Source organism: Rhodanobacter sp. PCA2, from assembly GCF_013620825.1.
GTDB lineage: Bacteria > Pseudomonadota > Gammaproteobacteria > Xanthomonadales > Rhodanobacteraceae > Rhodanobacter_A.
The window spans coordinates 96,267-115,323 of sequence record NZ_NJIC01000021.1 but is presented as its reverse complement, the minus strand read 5'-3'; the positions used below and the strand labels follow the sequence as shown (position 1 = coordinate 115,323).

Sequence of the window (19,057 nt, the reverse complement as noted above, 5' to 3'; positions counted from 1 at the left end):
ACGAAACGCCGCACGGACACCGTCAGCAGGTTTTCAGCCAGCGCCGGGGGGATGTCCCGGCCACCTGCGCGAACGCCCGCGAGAACGCCGCCGCACTGGCATAGCCAAGCTCGTCGCTGGCCCGTTTTACCGAGGCGCCGTTGCGCAGCATCGATTGCGCGAGCGAGACCCGCCAGCGCAGCAGATACTCCGCGGGCGTCGTACCGAGCGCGGCCTTGAACTCGGCCGCGAACGCGCTGCGCGACATGCCGGCCAGACGGGCCATGGCTTGCAGCGACCATGCCTGCCCGGGCTGTTCGTGCATGCCCGTGAGCGCCCGCGCCAGCTTCGGATGCGCAAGCCCGCACAGCAGCCCCGCATGGATGCCGGCGCGGGCCGGATGGTCCAGCAGCCAGCGCAGCATCTGCAGCACCAGCACCTCGAACAGGCGGTCGGCCAGCACGCGCTGGCCGCAGCGCACCCGCTCCGTCTCCGCGAACAGCAGGTCCAGCGTCTGCGCGATGCCGTCGACCTCGGCGATGCGCAGCACGATCAGCGGCGGCAGCGACTGGACCAGCGGGTGCCTGGGGCCGCCGTCGAAATCCAGCGTCGCGCAGACGAAGTCCGAGCCTTCGACCGGCGCGTTGTGGAAGTCGTGCTCGAAAGGCCGCGGGTAGAACAGCAGCGTCGGCTCCGCCAGTTCCAGCTGGCGCAGCGCCTTGCCGCCCGCGCGGTGGGTGAGCCGCATCCCGCCCCGGCGCAGCACATGCAGGAACGCCCGCCCCGGCTCCGCGGCAAAACGCGTGGTGCCGCACAGCGCGCCGGCATGGAACAGATGCGCGCGGACCCGGAACCGCTCCAGCAGTGAAGACAGGCGGTCCACGGACGGCAGCGCTTGGTCGGCAACATGCGTCTTCATGGACGATCAGCAATGTTTCATGGACTCATCGAGCCCAATCATACAATCCTGCTGCCTAGACTGGCCTCCTGTTCCGCAACCGACAGGAGAAACCCATGAGCCTTACGCGATGGATGGGCGCAACCACGCTCGCCGCCACCTTCATGCTGACCCCGCAGGCGGACGCGCAGGACCGGCCTGCGATCCCCGGCTACGCCTACGGACAAGCCACCCTGGCCAAGGCGCCGTACACGATGCAGGAGCTGAAGTCCCTGGAGAAGGCGCTGCTCTTCACCGACGAGGACGTGCGCTACCTGCGCATGAGCAAGGCGATCCTCGCCGACCAGACCGACGCGATACTCGACGTCTGGTACGGCTTCGTCGCCTCCACGCCGGAACTGGTCGTGTATTTCCGCAACAACAAGACCGGCAAGCCGGACGCCGCCTACCTGGAGGCCGTGCGCAAGCGCTTCGCCCAGTGGATCCTCGACACCGCCAGCGCGAACTACGACCAGGCGTGGCTGGACTACCAGTACGAGATAGGCCTGCGCCACACCTCGCCGAAGAAGAACAGCACCGATCACGCCGACAGCGTGCCGCTGGTGCACTTCCGCTACATCCCGGCGCTGACCATACCGGTGACCACGACGCTGAAACCGTTCCTCGCGAAGAAGGGCGCGTCGGCGGAAGACGTGGAGAAGATGCAGGCCGCCTGGGTGAAGTCGGTGCTGATGCAGACCATTCTGTGGAGCTATCCGTACGTGCGCGACGGAAGCTTCTGATTCCTGCCGCAGCTCGGCCCGCAAGCCCCGCATGCCGGCTCACGCCGGCGGCTCCGTGGCCTTCCTCACCATGCGCAGCAAGTCGAGGGACGGCCACGCCGCGGCACGAATCCGGCACGGGCCGTGTCCAGCAGGCTCGTGTCGAAAATTCGACCGCACGCGAAAAGCGGCGGGGAGCCTGCCACGCAGGACTCCCCGCCCACTGCCTTACCTGGGCGCCGTGTAGACGGCGAGCATGGACAAGCCGGAAAACTTCATCACGCCAACCACGCGCACGTAGTAGGTGGTGGCCGCCGGCCGGGGAACCGACACGAGCTCCGTAGTGCCCGGGCGGTTGGAGGCGAAGTCGGCATCGCTGCCGTCGGCAACCGGGACCGCCCCCGCCTTCACGTACATCGCCACGTCGCCCGTACCGCCCATGCTGCGAATGTTGAGGTTGGACGCGCCGGCGGGTACGTCGATCTTGTAGATGATCGACTGGCCGCCATTGCCTGCCTGCCCCCCGAGCAACGTGCCATTGACCAGCGGCAGCGGAGCGGGATCGGGCGCCTGCCTGCCCAACGCCTTGTTCACCGCCGCATAGGCGTCGAGAATGCCGGCGCCGATCGGGTGGTCGGGCGTCACCGGGAAACTGCGTGCGGAGGACGTCAGCAACGCCTTGATGTCGGTCGGCGACAAGGGGCTCAGTCCGGCCTCCCGGCGCGCGGCGATGACCAGCGCGATGGCGCCGCTGACGTGCGGAGTGGCCTGCGAGGTTCCCGCCATGCCGCCATAGACATAGCCGGATGCGCTCTCGTCCGGGCTGTTCGAACTGGCGTTCAGGGTCGACCACACGAAGCCGGCATAGGCTTGCGAACCGGAACTGGCGTCGTTGGCGTAGATCCCGCCGCCCGGCGCAGCCAGCGCCACGGCGCTGCCGAAGTTGGAGTAGTACGCGCGCTTGCCGGTGATGCCCACTGACGCCACCGTGAGCGCCCCGGGGCAGTTTGCCGGCGTGAAATTGGTCGTGTCGGCACCGGAATTCCCGGCGGCCACCACCACCGTGGCACCACGCGAGATGGCGTCGGCGATCGCCTTGCCGGTAACGTCGCTGGCGCTGCATGTACCGCCACCGCCCAGGCTCAGGCTGATGACCTGCGCCGGATTCTGGTTGTCGGGCACCCCGTCGACGTGGCCGCCCGAAGCCCATTCGATGGCATCGGCGATATCCGACGTGGCGCCGCCGCAGTGACCGAGCACACGCACCGGCAACACCTTGGCCGCGCCCGCGGAACCCGCCATGCCGACGCCGTTGCCGGTCAGCTCGGCGATCGTGCCGGACACATGCGTGCCGTGCCAGGAGCTTGGCTGGGGCGGACGGTTCGGACTGGTGCACGCACTCATCCAGGGATCCTGGTTGGTCCAGTCGCCGGTATCCCAGCCGCCCGGCACGCGGCCGTCGACGCTGCGACCGGAAGTGAAGGCATCGGTGATGAAGTCGTAACCGGAGTCGCCCAGCGAGGTATCCAGATCCGGATGGTGGGTCAAGCCGGTATCCAGCACGGCCACGGTCACGCCAGCGCCATCGGTCAGGTTCCACACCGGCGAGGTATCGGCGCCGCCGTAGTTCGCGTAGCCGATCGCATCGGAGCCGACCGCGCTGGTGTCACCGTCACCGGGTTTGAGGTGCCACTGGTATTCCGCGAAGTAGGGGTCGTTCGGGGTGGACGCATCGCTCATGGCAACGGACAGTTTTGCGGAGGCCCCGGTGTCGCGCACCAGATGCAGCATCACGTCGGCTTCGACATGTTCCACGGCCGGATCGGCGGCGATCTGGTGCATCAGTTCGGAAGCCTCGTTCGGGTTCAGCTTGCGCGAGATCTTCACCAGGTCCGCCCCCACGCCGAGCTTGCGCTTGTAGCTGACCGTCAGCGGCGCCGCGGCGCTCTGACCCAGCCGGGCCGTGCCGCCGGTGAAGCCGGCCCGGGCGACGGCGGCGCTGACGTTCTGCAGGGCGACCGCATGGTTGGCGCGCTCGCTGCTGCCCTGCCGGTAGGTGACGATGAAGCGGTCATAGCTCTCGCCAGGCTGCATGGTGGTGAGATTGACCTTGGAGATCTGTGGCGCCGGGGCGCCGTTCGTAGTGTCGGCCGCGTGGGCGACAGGCATCGCCAGGGCCAGGGCGGCGGCCAGGGCTCCCAGCCGGATCGTGTGAAGTGACTTCATGCAATGCTCCCCATGAGTGGTACGGAAAAGGATCGACTGGCCTGTTGCGAAGCGGCGAGCCGTCCGAACGAAGGTGTCCGTGAATGAGAAGAACCCCGAGCGGTTTCCCGCAGCCCGGGATGCGCCCCCGCATCGATGGATGCGGAGGCGCCGGGCGTCACCAGCCGAAGCTGACGCCGACGGTGCCGCTGGACTCGCCGCCACCTGCGATGGACGCCCCCACCAGCACGCTGCCATTGCCCGGAATGCGCTTGGCGTAGCCCACCGCCAGCGCACCCTGACCGTGATAGCCGCCCATCGCGGCACTGACGCGGTTGTCGGTGCCCGGAGCCGAGGCGATCGCGCCCGCCATGCCGGCCATCGCCGTTCCCATCGCGCCGACCCGGTTCAGCCGCGTGTTGACGGCATTGAACTGATCGCTCACCTGGTTGCGGAAGTTGTCGAACTGTGAGCTGCTGACCATGCTGCCGAGCTTGCCGTCGGTGTAGGCATTCGCGGCGGACAGCGTGTTCTGATCCCCGGCATCCGCATAACTCTTGGCCGCGGCCACGGCTTCCGCCACCTGCCCGGTGTTGGCCGCATCGGTGGCAGCCGTACCGGCTGCCACGTTGGTGATCTGCCGTTCGTTGCCCGCGCTGCCCACCGATACGGTGTTGGCACGATCGGCAACCGAGCCCGCGCCCAAGGCGACTGCGCCGTCGGCGCCTGCGGCCACGCTGGCGCCCGAGCCCAATGCGGTGCCGGACGACGACGCCACATTGCTGTCGGAGCCCACGGCCACGGCATTGGTGGCCACGGCGGCAACGGTGGCATGGTCACCCACCGCCGTGCTGCCGTCGGCGCCGATCGTGGCACCGCTGCCGATGGCGATGTCGCGGGCGTCCCTGGCCACGCTGTCTTTTCCGATCGCCAGGCCGTTGCCGCTGCCGACCGCAACCGCGGCACCCGCTCCCTGCTGCAACTCGCCGATCTGCTGGTTCGCCAGATCAAGCTTCTGCAGCATGCTGTTCAACGAGGTATCCACCGCGCCAAAAGCGTCGCCCACCGAACCGTAGCTCGCCCCCTGGATCAGGTAGGACGGCGCAACCAGACCACCCGCGCCATAGCCGGCGTTGCCGCCCAGGGCCTGGGCCACCGATTGCCCGAACGCACCCAACGAAGCGCCTGCCGCCACGCCCAGGCCAGCCACGGCCTCGTTGAGCTGGGCGACATTGACGGCATCGCTGGCTGCCGCACCGGCTGCGACATTGCCCAGGGTGACCGGGATGTTGCCGTCGCCCAGCGCAACCCGGCTATGGGCGGCATCGGCATAGAACACGGCGGAACCGTTGATGGCCCGGATCGTCGCGGCGTTCTGCGCGACGACCGCGTTGGTGGTGTAGAGCTGTCCTCCGTTGACGGCATCGGTGCTGCCTTCGCTGACGTCGCCGGTGGCCACGTTGCCGATCCGGGTGCCCTGGGCCCCCTGGAGGATGATGCTGCCCTTGGCGGCATCGTCATAGGTCACCGCAGCCAGGGCGTTGCCGTTGCCATCAGTCAGCCCGGCGGCCTTCAACTGCGCCACGTTCACCGCATCGGTATCCTGGGTGCCCGCTGCCACGTTGGCGATCTGGCGGGTCAGGCCCGTCGTGGCGTCGCCGATGGAAACCACGTTGTCGCGGTCCGTGTAGGAGTTGGCACCCAGCGCCACGCTGTTGACGCCCACGTAGCTGCCGTTTTCCCACCAGTTCGCCGGGGCGACGTAACGCCCGACGCGGGCGTTGTAACCGATGGCCGTGCTGTCGGCGGTCAGCACCTGGGTGTTGGCGCCATACAGGCTGACGTTGTTCGCGTTGTAGTTGGTGGCCCAGGCGTTCGCACCGACCGCAATCGAATTGTCGCCGTAGACCATGGAGTTGGCGCCGATGACCACGGCGCCGTCGTTGCCGGTACGGGCCATGTAACCCAGCGTGATCGAGTATTTTCCTTGGGCAATCGCATTGCGGCCGGCAGCAATACTGTCGTCCGCGTCCGCTATGGCCGTTGCGCCAAGAGCCAACGAGCGCAAGCCGTTGGCCTGGGCGCCGACACCGACCGCCGTGGAGCTTTGCCCCGTGGCCCGGGTCGGCACGAAGCTGCCGCTGGCCGCATACATGCCGCCAACCGCCACGCTCTCGTTGCCGCTGGCTTCGGTCTTCACGCCAATCGCCATCGACGCGGTCGCCGTGGCCGCGGCATCCACGCCGAACGCCGTGCTGAAGTCGGCTGTCGCCCGGGCAATCGCACCCACGGCCGTGCTCTGGGTACCCAGCGCGCGCGCATACATGCCGTTGGCCGTGCCCAGCGTGCCTGTCGCCTGTGCGCTCGCACCGACCGCCGTGGCGCCGTTGCCGCTGGCGATCGTCGCGTCGCCGCCCAGATTTTCCACCACGTTGCCGAAGAAGTCGGTCCGGACGAACAGCGGGTTGCCGTCCTTGTCCAGCGCCTTGCCGCCGATCGCCACCGTCCCGTCCGCCCCGGCCGTGGCACCGTTGCCCAGCGCCGAAGCATTGGTGCCCAGCGCGCTGGCGCTGAAGCCCGCGGCCAACGCGTAATCCCCGACCGCCGACGCGCCGTTGCCCAGCGCCGAAGCGCCGGTGCCGAACGCGAAGCTCGAGCCGCCCAAGGCCGTGGTGTAGTCGCCCGAGGCATAGGACAGGGCGCCCAGCGCCACGCTGTTGCGGCCGTCGGCCATCGCATCGTCACTGCCGTCCGCCGCACCGTCCGCCGCCAGGTAATGGCTGGCGGTGGCCGTGGCCTGGTTCAACTGCGCCACGTTCACCGCGTCGGTGTCCAGGGTGCCCGCCGCCACGTTCGCGATCTGGCGGGTCAGGCCGGTCGTGGCGTCGCCGATGGAAACCACGTTGTCGCGGTCCGTGTAGGAATTGGCACCCAGCGCCACGCTGTTGCTGCCCACGTAGCTACCGTTCTCCCACCAGTTTGCCGGTGCCACGTAGCGACCGACGCGGGCGTTGTAGCCGATCGCCGTGCTGTCGCTGGTCAACACCCGCGTGTCGGCGCCATACAGGCTGACATTGCTTGCGTTGTAGTTGGTGGCCCAGGCATTCGCGCCCACCGCGACCGAGTTGTCGCTGTAGACCATGGAGTTGGCGCCGATGACCACGTCGCCGTCGTTGCTGGTACGCGCCAGGTAACCCAGCGTGATCGAATACTGGCCTTGGGCAATCGCGTTGTAACCAGCAGCGATGCTGTCGCCCGCATCCGCGATGGCAACCGCACCCAGTGCCAGCGAGCGCAGGCCGTTGGCCTGGGAACCCACACCGATCGCCGTGGAGCTTTGCCCCGTAGCCCGGGTCGGCACGAAGCTGCCGCTGGCCGCATACATGCCGCCGACCGCCACGCTTTCGTTGCCGCTGGCTTCGGTGTTCACGCCGATCGCCATCGACGCGGTCGCCGTGGCCGCGGCATCCACGCCGAACGCCGTGCTGAAGTCGGCCGTCGCCCGGGCAATCGCACCGACCGCCGTGCTCTGGGTCCCCAGCGCCCGCGCATACATGCCGGTGGCCGTACCCAGCGTGCCGGTCGCCTGGGCGCTCGCACCGATCGCCGTGGCGCCGCTGCCGCTGGCGATCGTCGCATCGCCGCCCAACGTCTCCACCACGTCGCCGAAGAAGTCGGTCCGGACGAACAGCGGATTGCCGTCCTTGTCCAGCGCCTTGCCGCCGATCGCCACCGTGCCGTCGGTCGCTGCCGTGGCACTGTTGCCCAGCGCCGTGGCGTTGGCGCCCAGCGCGCTGGCGCTGAAGCCTGCGGCCAGCGTGTAGTCCCCGACCGCCGACGCGCCGTTGCCCAGCGCCGAGGCGCCGGTGCCGAACGCGAAGCTCGAGCCGCCCAAGGCCGTGGTGTAGTCGCCCGAGGCATAGGACAGGCCGCCCAGCGCCACGCTGTTGCGGCCGTCGGCCATCGCGTCGTCGCTGCCATCCGCCGCACCGTCCGCCGCCAGGTAATGGCCGGCAGCAGCCTGGTCGAGTGGCACCAGGCTCATCGTGTTGGCGCCCGCCACGTTGGCGACCTGGCGCTCCACACCCGAGACACCGGCAGCCACGGAGTTCGTACCCGGGGTGACGCTGTAGGTCGCCGGAACCTGCGCCGACGCCCTCGCCGCAACCGCATCGTCACCGGCATGGACCGAGGCGGAAGCGGCCATGCCGACTGCCAGCACCACCGTCCCCATCGTCCGTCCGCACCGCGTGCGCGACCTGGCCAACTCGCTGGTCACGACGCACTGACCCAGCGCACGATTCCACACCTTGCTGAACACCTTATTCATGGCTCTCCCCAGCTCTGATGGAAGGCCAGACGATTTCCCATGACCGTCCGGCCCTGAAGCGACGGGCAATCATGAAAAGTCATGTCCAACGAAGTCACGCACGTGACATCATTGCCGGCAGGAATGTTTCAGAACATCACGGAAACCTCTCTCGCCGCGAGACTTTTCGGCTCAGCCGGTGGAATACAGTGACGACAAAGCCCCCATGGCGCATGCCCTCCTGGCTGAACCGGATGTTCAAGGCAATCCAACGTCGGCTTGACCTGCCGTTCGCCCGCGATCTCATGGAACGGCGCAGCGCGCCGTTCGTGCAGATCATCCTGCTGATCATCGGCCTCTACATGCCGATCAGCGGTTACGTAGATCTCACCGCGACCCCACGCCCCGCCGGTGCGCTGCTGCCCTATGTGGCGAAGCTGCTCGACTACAGCTTCGTCACCCTGGCCTCTTTCATCAGCTTGTGGGAAGTTCGCAAGGGCAATGTGCGCCGGGGAAGCAGGATCTTCCTGGTCTGCCTGACCCTTTCCATGGGTGGCAGCTACGTCACCACCGGCTTGCGCGGCGCGCCGGTCGACCTGCTGCCCTTCCTCCTGATGGCGGTAGCCGGCCTGGCGCTTGGGCGCCAGGCGTTGTGGACGGTGTTCCTGGCGTTCGCCGCATGCGTCTACGCCGGCATCATTACCGATATCGCGCGCCTTGGCACCGCCAGGGAAATCTGGATGCACGACCTGATGCGGGCCGGCACCATCATGATTCTCTATCTGGTCGTCGCCGCGACGCTGGATCAGACCATCTGCAAGCTGCGCGACAGCATCATCGAATCCGACCGTCGCGAGCTTTACCTGAGCCAGCTGAGCCAGCGGCTGCAGCGTGAGATCGAAGCGCACCGCGTGGCCGAAGAGCGGCTCATCCACAGCCGCAAGATCGACGCGGTCGAAGACATCGCTGCCGGAATCGCACACGACTTCGGCAACGTGCTGAACGTGATCGCCGGCTACGCCGAGCGCCGCGACGACCTGGCCGAGGAAGGGGTACCGTCCCTGATCCGCACCCTTGCGCAGGTGGAAGCGGCGGTGGGTCGCGCCCAGCAACTCAATCGGCGACTGCTCGACCTGAGCCGCAAGGAGCCAACCCGGCAGGAGCGTTTCGATGCCAACCAGCGCCTGCGCGAAATCGCACCGCAACTGGCCCAGATTTTCGGACGCAAGGTGCGCGTACGGCTCGACATGACCGACGAACCGCTGTACGTGATGTTCGACCCCGCTCACCTGGAGCTGATCGCACTGAATCTGGCGGCGAACGCGCGTGACGCCATGAGCAACCATGGCGGCGAATTCCGGGTCGCCAGCAGCGCGCAGAACGGCAGGGCCTGCTTCAGCTTCAGCGATGCCGGGACGGGCATGGACGAGATGGTCCAGCAGCACCTGTTTGAACCCTTCTTCACCACCAAGCCTCCCGGCAAGGGTACCGGCTTGGGGCTGGTGCTCATCCGCGATTTGCTGCGGCGGGCAAACGGAACGGTCACCATCCGCAGCAAGCCGGGGCAAGGAACCACCTGCGAGATTTCCCTGCCGCTGCTGGCTACCGCAGCGGATGCCTCACGGCGAATCCGCCTCCGCAGCGAGGGCGTAACCGAGATGGCGGATGGTGACCAGAGAGAGGTGGGATAGCTGCGAATCGGCCATCTTCCGGCGCAGCCTGTGCACCATCACGTCCAGGCGATGCGGATCGAAGTTGTACACGTCGTCAGCCACCTGGCCGATCAGCGCCTCACGCGCCACGGGGTTGGGACGCGCCTCGAGCAGCGCCTTGAGAATCGTGCGCTCGGCCACGGACAACGGTATCGCCTTGCCTTGTGGTGAGGTCAGGTAGTAACCCACGTCGCTGCCGATCGGCTGGGCAATCCTCTCATCCGGCCGCAACTGAAGGCGCCGGGCAAGGCTTTGCAGGGTGGCCACCAATACCTTGATGCTGACCGGCTTGGTCAGATAGACGTCCGCCCCCAGCTCGAGCGCGGCAAGCTTGTCGCTTTCGCCCTGCTCCGCGCTGAGCATGACGATGCCGAGTTCGCCGGACAGGTCCCGCAAGTGCCTGGCCACCGTCAGGCCATCCTCATCGGGCAGGCCGATATCCAGTACCACTATGTCATAGCGGTGGCTGAGCATGTGCCGGTACAGCTCCGCCGCCGTTGCCGCACCCATGGCATCGAACCCGTGCTTGCACAGCCCCGGAATCAGGATGTTCTCGCGCAGCTCGTCGTTGTCTTCCAGTATGGCGATTTTCAATGGCATGGTCTGGCTACCGACACTTCCTTCCCCTCGCGGCAACAGCACCCCTGCGCGCGGGCCGGAAAAAGCCCCATGCAGGGAACGCGCGCAGCAACCCCGAAGGATCGTGCAAGGCTCACCCTTCTTCTCCGATCTTGACCTGACGGGCATCGGGAGACAAGGCTCGCCCGTTGCCGCCGGCACCAGGCTGCCGCCGACCTACACCGGCAACTCCGTGGTCTTCTTCACCGTGCGCAGCGCCAGCGTGGATTGCACGCGCACCACGCCGGGGAGCTGGGTGAGGATGTCGGTGTGGATGCGCTCGAAGTCCGCGGAGTCGGCGTAGGCCACGCGCACCATGTAGTCGGCTGCGCCGGCGAGCAGGCAGCATTCGGTGACCTCGGGGTGGCGCTGGATCGCCGCCTCGAACGCATCCAGCGCGGTGCGGCCCTGCTGGTCCAGCGTCACCAGCACGAAGGCGGTGCCCGGCAGGCCCACGGCCTTTTCGTCCAGCAGCATCACGTAGCGCGAGATCAGCCCGCGCTCCTCCAGCAGCTTCACCCGCCGCAGGCAGGCCGAAGGCGAGAGGTTGATCTGCTGGGCCAGTTCCAGGTTGGTCAGCCGACCGTCCTGCTGCAGCAGCTTGAGGATGGCGCGATCCCGTTCGTCCAGGGCCGGATCAGGCTGGTGCATGGAATTTCAAATCCAGGGTATTTGCCAGAACGAAATTCTACAGGAACGCTTTGACCCGGCCCAAATCGGCGAGAAATTGCTCAACACAGCGATCATACTGCCGCTCCGTCGGCGCCGATCCGGCCGACCCCGCCCTTCATTCCGCTAGAGAGCTGCAGCCATGCGCATCGGTGTGCCGAAAGAAATCAAGAACCACGAATACCGCGTGGGCCTCATCCCCTCCTCCGTGCAGGAGCTGGTGCACCACGGCCACCAGGTGGTGGTGGAAACCGGCGCCGGCCTGGGCGCGGGCATCAGCGACGCCGACTACGTCGCGGCAGGCGCCACCCTCGCGGACGGCCCCGATCCGATCTTTGCCGAAGCCGACATGATCGTGAAGGTGAAGGAGCCGCTGGCGGTGGAGCGCAAGAAGCTCCGCAAGGGCCAGATCCTGTTCACCTACCTGCACCTCGCGCCGGACCTTGAACAGACGAAGGACCTGATCGAGTCCGGCGCCATCTGCGTCGCCTACGAAACCGTGACCGCGTCGAACGGCACGCTGCCGCTGCTGACGCCGATGTCCGAAGTGGCCGGCCGTCTTGCTCCGCAGGTGGGCGCGCATTCGCTGGAGAAGGCCCAGGGCGGCCGCGGCGTGCTGCTGGGCGGCGTGCCCGGCGTGCCGGCGGCGGAAGTGGTGATCCTGGGCGGCGGCGTGTCCGGCACGCACGCGGCGACCATCGCCGTGGGCATGGGCGCCAAGGTCACCGTGGTGGATCGCTCGGCCGACGCGCTGAAGCGCCTCGCGGCGCAGTTCGGCACCGCGATCTCCACCGTGTTCTCCACCCGCGCCGCCATCGAGGAACTGGTGCGCCGCGCCGACCTGCTGATCGGCACCGTGCTGATCCCGGGCGCCGCCGCGCCGAAGCTGGTCACCCGCGACATGCTGAAGACCATGAAGCCTGGCTCGGTGATCGTGGACGTCGCCATCGACCAGGGCGGCTGCGTGGAAACCTCGCACGCGACCACGCATGCCGATCCGACCTACGTGGTGGACGGCGTGGTGCACTACTGCGTGGCCAACATGCCGGGCGCCGTGGCGCGCACCTCCACCTTCGCGCTCAACAACGTCACCCTGCCGTTCGCGCTGTCGCTGGCGAACAACGGCTGGAAGAAGGCGCTGGCGCAGGACGCGCACCTGCGCAACGGCCTCAACGTGTGCGAAGGCAAGGTCACCTGCGAGCCGGTGGCCACGGCGCACGGCCTGCCGTACGTGAAGGCGGAAACCGCGATCGGGGCGTGAGCAAGATGGGGGCTGGGGTATCCACGCCCCACTCCCGGGTTCCCACACCCTCCGTCATCCCGGCGAAGCTGAAATCCAGTGCCTTGTGCACATCGGTACCGAAAGTCGCTGGATGACTCGCTGCGCTCGCCCCTTCGGGGCCGCCCTGCGGGTGTTCTGCGCGCTTTGCGCTTGTCCGGCTTTCGCCGGGATGACGCTGAGGGTGACGGGATGACGTTGAGGGTCGCTGGGAAGGGGGCGCTGATAGCAGCACCTGGAATGGCGTAACCGCCATCGACATCAAGGCCAGACGCCTCCGCGTCTGGCCTTCCTGCTTCAGGCCAACTCGTCCTCCGCCGCCACGAAGCCGCCTGTCTGCCGTTTCCACAACCGCGCATACAGGCCGTCGCGCGCCACCAGTTCGGCGTGCGTGCCTGTTTCCACGATGCGGCCCTTGTCCAGCACCACGAGGCGGTCCATGCGCGCGATGGTGGAGAGGCGGTGCGCGATGGCGATCACCGTCTTGCCCTGCATCAGCAGGTCGAGGCTTTCCTGGATCGCCGCCTCGGCTTCGGAATCCAGCGCGCTGGTGGCTTCGTCCAGCACGAGGAGCGGCGCATCCTTCAGCAGCACGCGGGCGATGGCGATGCGCTGGCGCTGGCCGCCGGAAAGCTTCACGCCGCGCTCGCCCACCAGGGCCTCGTAACCGATGCGGCCTTCGCCGTCGATCAGGGTCGGGATGAACTCGTCGGCGCGCGCCTTGCGCACGGCGTCCTCGACCTGCGCATCGCTGGCGTCGGGGCGGCCGTAGAGGATGTTGTCGCGGATCGAGCGGTGCAGCAGCGAGGTGTCCTGGGTCACCACGCCGATCTGCGAGCGCAGGCTTTCCTGGGTCACCTGCGCCACGTCCTGGCCGTCGATGGTGATCCGACCGTCTTCGAGGTCGTACAGGCGCAGCAGCACGTTCACCAGGGTGGACTTGCCCGCGCCGCTCGGCCCGACCAGGCCGATCTTCTCGCCCGGCCGCACGGCCAGTTCCAGCCCGGAAATGACGCCGCCCTGCTTGCCGTAGTGGAAGTGGATGTCGTGGAAATGCACGGCGCCGCTGGTCACCTCCAGCGGCATCGCGCCCTCGCGGTCCTGCACCGCGCGCGGCTGGGCGATGGTGGTGATGCCGTCCTGCACCGTGCCCACGTTCTCGAAGATGCCGTTGACCACCCACATGATCCAGCCGGACATGTTGTTGATGCGGATCACCAGCCCGGTGGACAGCGCGATCGCGCCCACCGTCACGCGCCCCTCGCTCCACAGCCACAGCGCCAGCGCCGTGGTGCCGGTGATGAGGAAACCGTTGAGCGTGGTGATGCTGGCGTCCAGCGTGGTGGTGACGCGGGTCATGCGGCGCAGCTTGTCGGTCTGCTCGAGCATCGCATCGGCCACGTAGGCCTCCTCGCGCCGGGTATGCGCGAACAGCTTCAGCGTGAGCACGTTGCTGTAGCCGTCCACGATGCGGCCCATCAGTTTCGAGCGCGCTTCCGAGGCCTTCCACGAGCGCTCCTTGATGCGCGGGATGAAGATCCACAGCAGGCCAACGTAGAGGAACACCCAGGCCACCAGCGGCGCGGCCAGCCAGAAGTCCGCATGCGCGAACAGCGCGACGGCGCTGCCGGTGTAGATCAGCACGTACCAGATCGCGTCCACGATCTGCACCGCCGATTCGCGCAGCGAGCCGCCGGTCTGCATGATGCGGTTGGCGATGCGTCCGGCGTAGTCGTTCTGGAAGAAGCCCAGGCTCTGCCGGATCACGTAGCGGTGGTTCTGCCAGCGGATGCGGTTGGTGAGGCTGGGCACGATGGCCTGGTTCACCAGCAGGTCGTGCAGGCTGTTGAACACCGGTCGCGCCACCAGCGCCACCAGCGCCATGCCCAGCAGCTCGCGGCCGTGCCGCTGGAAGAAATCCGTTGCCGGCACGCCCTTCGCCATATCCACGATGCGGCCGATGAAACCGAACAGCGACACCTCGACGATGGCCACCATGAAGCCGACCACGATGGCCGCGGCGAACACCGGCCACACCTGGCGCAGGTAGAACACGTAGAAGCGCCACACCGGCTTCGGCGGCATGCCGTCGACGGGCTCCTTGAACGCGTCGATCAGGGATTCGAACCAGCGGAAGATCATGGGGCGCGCGAACAGCGGGGGGGAATGCCTAGCGTGGGTGCCCGGCGGCGTGTTCGCAAGGGCCGACGCGAGCCGCTCCGTCGTGCGCCCCCGCTGCGGCCGCTGGCCATGCCTGCGTGAAACCCGCGTGTGCAGGCGCCGGGCTGAACGTCAGCCATGCCCGGGCCCGGCCATCGATTGACCGTCCGCCGCCCGGCCCGGATCATGCCGGGCATGCGCACCCCGTTCTGTCGCCTGCCGGCGCTTCCGGCCTTCCTGCTGGCCCTGGTATTCGCGCTCGGCGCATCCCCTGCGCGGGCCCAGGCCGAACCCGATACTCCCGCCCCCGCCGCCACGCCGGCGCAGATCCTGCAGCAGTCCAGCGACCAGCTCGACGCGGTGAAGAAGGCGCTGGCGGATGCGCAGAAGAACAAGGCAACCTCCCCCTCCCCGCCGCTGGCCGACCTGCGCACCAGCACGCTGCAGGTGCAGGACCAGGCGCGCCAGCTGGTTGCGAGCCTGGCGCCGCAGATGACGGCGCTGCAGGCGCAGCTCAGCGTGCTGGGGCCGGCGCCGGCCAAGGGTGCGCCGCCGGAGGCGCCTGAAGTGGCCGCGCAGCGCCGCCAGCAGGACAAGGCGCAAGCGGCCCTCAACGCGCAGATCGTGCAGGCGAAATCGCTGGGGCTGGATGCCCAGCAACTGGTGGTGCAGATCACCGGCCTGCGCGACGACGCGTTCCAGGCGCGCCTCACCGCCCGCACGAACACGCCGCTGGGCCCTGTGTTCTGGTCCGACCAGGCACGCGCGCTGCCGAACGACATGCTGCGCGTGCAACGCCTGGCCGACCGCTGGTCCGAGGCATGGAGCGACGCCTGGGAGCCACCGAACCGGCAGCCGCTGCTGCTGTGCTTCGCCGCCGCGTTGCTGCTGCTCGTGGCCGGCCGCTGGTCGCTGCAGCGGCTGTGGCAGTTCGTCGCCGCGCGCTGGCTGCCGCAAGGCCACCTGCGCCGCAGCGCGATGGCGGCGGTGATGGCGCTGTCGACCACGCTGGTGATCGGGGTGGCCGCGCAACTGGTCCACGCGGGCATCGCCTGGGGCGAAACGCTGGATGCGGATCTCGACACCATGGCCACCTCGGCGGTGCGCGCGATCTACTTCGCCGCGCTGATGGCGGGCCTGGGCAGCGCGCTGCTGTCCGCCAAGCGCGCCTCGTGGCGGCTGCTGCCGCTGTCCAACGCCGCAGCCGGACGCCTGCGCCGCTTCCCCTGGCTGATCGGCGGCGCGGCGCTGCTCACCGGCCTCACCGAGCGGGTCATCCGCAGCATCGGCTCCAGCCTGCCGGCCACGGTGTTCCTGCACGCGCTGCTGGCCTTGCTGATTACCGGGCTGGTCGCGCTCGTCCTGCTGCAGTTGCACCGCGCACGCCACGAACAGGGCGCGGCCGACGACGAGCAGGCGCCGCGGCCGTGGTGGTCGGGCGTACTCAGGCTCGGGGCCACGCTGGGCGTGGGTCTGTGCTGGCTGGCGGTCTGCCTGGGCTATATCGCGCTGGCGTTCTTCATCGCCGCGCAGATGCTGTGGACGGGCCTGGTGGCGGCCAGCCTGTACCTGTTGCTGCAGCTCGCGCGCGACCTGGCCGAGGCGCTGCTGGCCTCGCGCACCCACGCCGTGCCACGCGCGAAGGCCGCCCACGACCTCCCGCCGGAGACGCAGGAACAAGTCATCACCGTGCTCGCCGGCCTGGTCCGGGTGGCCCTGGTGCTGGCCGCGCTGGCCCTGGTGCTGGCGCCGTTCTATACCGGGCCGGGAGAACTGGTGCAGCGCACGCTGCAGTTGTTCGGCAAGCTGCAACTGGGCCAGTTGCCGATCAGCGTCGGCACGATCTTCCAGGCCATCCTGGTGTTCGTGGTCGGCCTGCTGCTGCTGCGCATGCTCAAGCGCTGGCTGGCCGAGCGGCTGCTGCCCACCACGTCGATGGAAGCGGGCCTGCGCGAATCCATCGTCACCCTGCTCGGCTACCTTGGCAGCGTGCTGGTGTTCGGCCTGGCGCTGGTGGCGCTGAACGTGAACCTGCAGAGCATCGCCTGGATCGCCAGCGCGTTGTCGGTGGGCATAGGCTTCGGCCTGCAGGCGGTGGTGCAGAACTTCATCTCCGGCCTGATCCTGCTGGTGGAGCGGCCGGTGAAGGTGGGCGACTGGGTGAGCCTGTCCAGCGAGATCGAGGGCGACATCCGCCGCATCAACGTGCGCGCCACCGAGATCCAGTTGTGGGATCGCTCCACCGTGATCGTGCCGAATTCGCAGCTGATCACCCAGAACGTGCGCAACGTGACCCACGGCAGCGCGCAGGGCCGCGTGCGCATCCTGCTGCCGATGCCGCTGGACACCGATGCGGCGCGCGCGCGCCAGCTGATTGTGGACGCGCTGAAGGCGCATCCGTCGACGCTGGGCACCCCGGCGCCGATGGTGCAGTTGGACAACATCAACGCCAGCTCGATGACCTTCAGCATCGTTTCCTACGTGCGCAGTCCGCGCGACGTGGCGGCGGTGAAGAGCGACATCCTGTTCGACATCCTGCGGCGCCTGCGCGAGGCGCAGTTGCCGCTGTCCACGCCGCAGAGCATGGTGGTGCGCACGCTGGGCCCGCTGGGCGAGGACAGCCCCGCCGTGCCATCGCAGACTTCGTGACATCGGCGCGGGGAGCAGCGCAGCAATGGGCTGGCACAGCATCGTCCCCGCACCGCCGCTGGACAGCCTGATCGAGACGATCTGGGACTGGGACATGCCGCCCGCCGCGCCCGGCCGCGAACGCATCCTGCCGGTGCCGGGCACCGCGCTGATCATCAACCTGCACGAGGACGAAACCCGCGTCTGGAACGACGCCGGCGCCTGCCTGCGCGCCTCCGGCAGCGTGATCGGCGGCCCGTACCTGCGCAGCTGGATCATCGACACCGCCGAGCAGGTCCGCGTGATGGGCCTGGGCTTCCGCCCCGGCGGCGCGCACGCGCTGCTCGGCATCGACATCGGCGAGCTGTGCCGGCGCGACGTGGATCTCGACGCGCTGCTCGGGGCATCCGCGCGCCATTTGCGCCAGCGCCTGCTGGAGACGCCGCTGCCGCTGCACCGGCTTGCGTTGCTGGAAGGCTGGCTGCGCCGCCTGCACCCCGAACCCGCGCTCGATCCGGTGATCGCCCATGCCGCCGCGATGCTGGGCCGCACGCCGCAACTGGCGCGCATCGGCCTGCTGCAGCGGGACAGCGGCTGGTCGGCGCACCGCTTCGGCACGCGTTTCCGCCAGCAGGTCGGCATGACGCCGAAACAGTTCGCCCGGCTGCTGCGCTTCCGCGCCGTGGTGGCGCAGGCGCATCCACAGGCCGAGATACGCTGGAGCGAGGTGGCCGCCGACAGCGGCTACTGCGACCAGGCCCACCTCAGCCACCAGTTCCGCGAGTTCGCGGGCATCACGCCGGCCGCGTTCGCGGCTCTGCGCGGGCCGTATCCGAACCACGTGCCGCTGGACTGAGGCGGGCGGAAAAATCTACAAGACCGCATCACGCGCCGCGGCGTAGGCTGCGTACTCCAGCCCTGCGAGGAGTACGCCATGCCGGACGCCATCCACGGCAGCAGCCTGATCCCCTGCCTGCGCTACCGCGACGCCCACGCCATGATCGACTGGCTGTGCCACGCATTCGGCTTCGAGAAGCATGCCGTGTACGACGACGATGCCGGCGGCGTGGCGCACGCGCAGCTCGTCCATGGCAACGGCATGCTGATGCTGGGCAGCGTGCGCGACGACACGTTCGGGCGGCGCATCGCCCAGCCCGACGAGGTCGGCGGCCGCGAAACCCAGTGCACCTACGTGGTGGTCGCCGATTGCAGGCGCCACTACGAACACGCCATAACGGCGGGGGCCATGATCGTGGACAAGTACGAGGTGAAGGATTACGGCGGCGCCGGCTACAGCTGCCGCGATCCGGAAGGCCACCTGTGGTCGTTCGGCAGCTACGACCCCTGGGCGTGATTCCGGAGCATTCCGCGCTTGCGATTTGCCGAACCGGCCGATCCGGCGCGCCGCGTTCACGGACAAGCGACGGCGCGCCCATCGCGTCGCCCGTCCGCGGTTGCCGACGCACAAGCTCCCCGGAACGAACGAAGGCCGGCTTGCGCCGGCCTTCGTTCTGCTGCCGCCGAACGGCGGCAAGCAACGCAGGAACTTACTGCGTGCAGGCCTTGCCGTGTTCGGCGTGGTTGCCCTTGGCCTTCGCATCGGCCTCGCTCATGTACTCGCCGTGCTTGGTCTTGCCGTACCACTTGTCGCCGGGGCAGTGGTAGACCTTGCTGCTGTCGTTGACCCAGACCATGCCCGCGCCACCGCCCGGCGCCGCGGTGGCCGCCGGCTTGGTCCAGCCCATGGACTTCTTCGGCGCGGCCGCCGGGGCCGCAGCAGCGGCGGGCGCAGCAGGCGCTGCAGCGGCAGGCGCCGCCGCGGCGGCGGGCCCCGCCCTT

12 protein-coding genes and 1 pseudogene are annotated in these 19,057 nt (G+C 68.4%); 6 read left to right on the top strand and 7 right to left on the bottom strand.

From position 1 onward, the window contains the following. Positions 1-22: 22 nt before the first annotated feature. A complete protein-coding gene (locus tag PCA_RS09300; protein WP_181302331.1) occupies positions 23-898 on the bottom strand; it encodes an AraC family transcriptional regulator in 876 nt (291 codons plus the stop codon). A 95-nt stretch (positions 899-993) separates the two neighbouring features. Between PCA_RS09300 and PCA_RS09295 the strand changes: the two genes are divergently transcribed. Further along, positions 994-1,659, top strand: coding sequence for a protoglobin domain-containing protein (locus tag PCA_RS09295; RefSeq protein ID WP_255436760.1), 666 nt, complete (start codon positions 994-996; stop codon positions 1,657-1,659). A 207-nt stretch (positions 1,660-1,866) separates the two neighbouring features. Here PCA_RS09295 and PCA_RS09290 read toward each other — a convergent pair whose 3' ends face one another. Then, positions 1,867-4,101, bottom strand: coding sequence for a S8 family serine peptidase (locus PCA_RS09290; protein ID WP_255436759.1), 2,235 nt, complete (start codon positions 4,099-4,101; stop codon positions 1,867-1,869). Further along, the gene (locus PCA_RS09285; RefSeq protein WP_343204431.1) at positions 4,022-7,948 is read right to left on the bottom strand and encodes a YadA-like family protein; all 3,927 of its coding nucleotides are present in this window, start codon (positions 7,946-7,948) and stop codon (positions 4,022-4,024) included. The genes PCA_RS09290 and PCA_RS09285 overlap by 80 nt, the downstream gene beginning before the upstream one ends. A 437-nt stretch (positions 7,949-8,385) precedes the next feature. Between PCA_RS09285 and PCA_RS09280 the strand changes: the two genes are divergently transcribed. Then, the gene (locus PCA_RS09280; RefSeq protein ID WP_181302328.1) at positions 8,386-9,843 is read left to right on the top strand and encodes a HAMP domain-containing sensor histidine kinase; all 1,458 of its coding nucleotides are present in this window, start codon (positions 8,386-8,388) and stop codon (positions 9,841-9,843) included. Here the strand turns inward: PCA_RS09280 and PCA_RS09275 are convergent. Both PCA_RS09275 and PCA_RS09270 read right to left on the bottom strand, forming a co-directional pair. Then, positions 9,772-10,464 (bottom strand): response regulator transcription factor, encoded by a 693-nt coding sequence (locus PCA_RS09275; RefSeq protein ID WP_181302327.1) that lies wholly within the window; start codon positions 10,462-10,464, stop codon positions 9,772-9,774. The genes PCA_RS09280 and PCA_RS09275 overlap by 72 nt on opposite strands. A 195-nt stretch (positions 10,465-10,659) precedes the next feature. Next, a complete protein-coding gene (locus PCA_RS09270) occupies positions 10,660-11,133 on the bottom strand; it encodes an Lrp/AsnC family transcriptional regulator (protein ID WP_181302326.1) in 474 nt (157 codons plus the stop codon). 160 nt (positions 11,134-11,293) lie between these two features. Here PCA_RS09270 and ald point away from each other — a divergent pair, with 160 nt between their 5' ends. Next, the gene (gene ald, locus PCA_RS09265; protein WP_181302325.1) at positions 11,294-12,412 is read left to right on the top strand and encodes an alanine dehydrogenase; all 1,119 of its coding nucleotides are present in this window, start codon (positions 11,294-11,296) and stop codon (positions 12,410-12,412) included. A 315-nt stretch (positions 12,413-12,727) separates the two neighbouring features. Here ald and PCA_RS09260 read toward each other — a convergent pair whose 3' ends face one another. Continuing rightward, a complete protein-coding gene (locus PCA_RS09260) occupies positions 12,728-14,569 on the bottom strand; it encodes an ABC transporter ATP-binding protein (RefSeq protein WP_181302396.1) in 1,842 nt (613 codons plus the stop codon). Between the two features lie 216 nt (positions 14,570-14,785). Here PCA_RS09260 and PCA_RS09255 point away from each other — a divergent pair, with 216 nt between their 5' ends. The 3 genes from PCA_RS09255 to PCA_RS09245 all read left to right on the top strand — a co-directional run bounded on the left by PCA_RS09255 (position 14,786) and on the right by PCA_RS09245 (position 18,572). Then, complete coding sequence (locus PCA_RS09255; RefSeq protein ID WP_255436758.1) at positions 14,786-17,239, top strand: DUF3772 domain-containing protein; 2,454 nt, start codon at positions 14,786-14,788, stop codon at positions 17,237-17,239. 25 nt (positions 17,240-17,264) lie between these two features. Continuing rightward, positions 17,265-18,074, top strand: coding sequence for a DUF6597 domain-containing transcriptional factor (locus PCA_RS09250; protein WP_181302323.1), 810 nt, complete (start codon positions 17,265-17,267; stop codon positions 18,072-18,074). 78 nt (positions 18,075-18,152) lie between these two features. Continuing rightward, positions 18,153-18,572, top strand: a complete 420-nt coding sequence (locus tag PCA_RS09245; protein WP_181302322.1) for a VOC family protein — start codon at positions 18,153-18,155, stop codon at positions 18,570-18,572. A gap of 193 nt (positions 18,573-18,765) precedes the next feature. On the opposite strand, the pseudogene PCA_RS17410 reads toward PCA_RS09245, so the two are convergent. Then, positions 18,766-19,057 (bottom strand): annotated as a pseudogene (locus PCA_RS17410) (hypothetical protein); the annotation flags it as partial.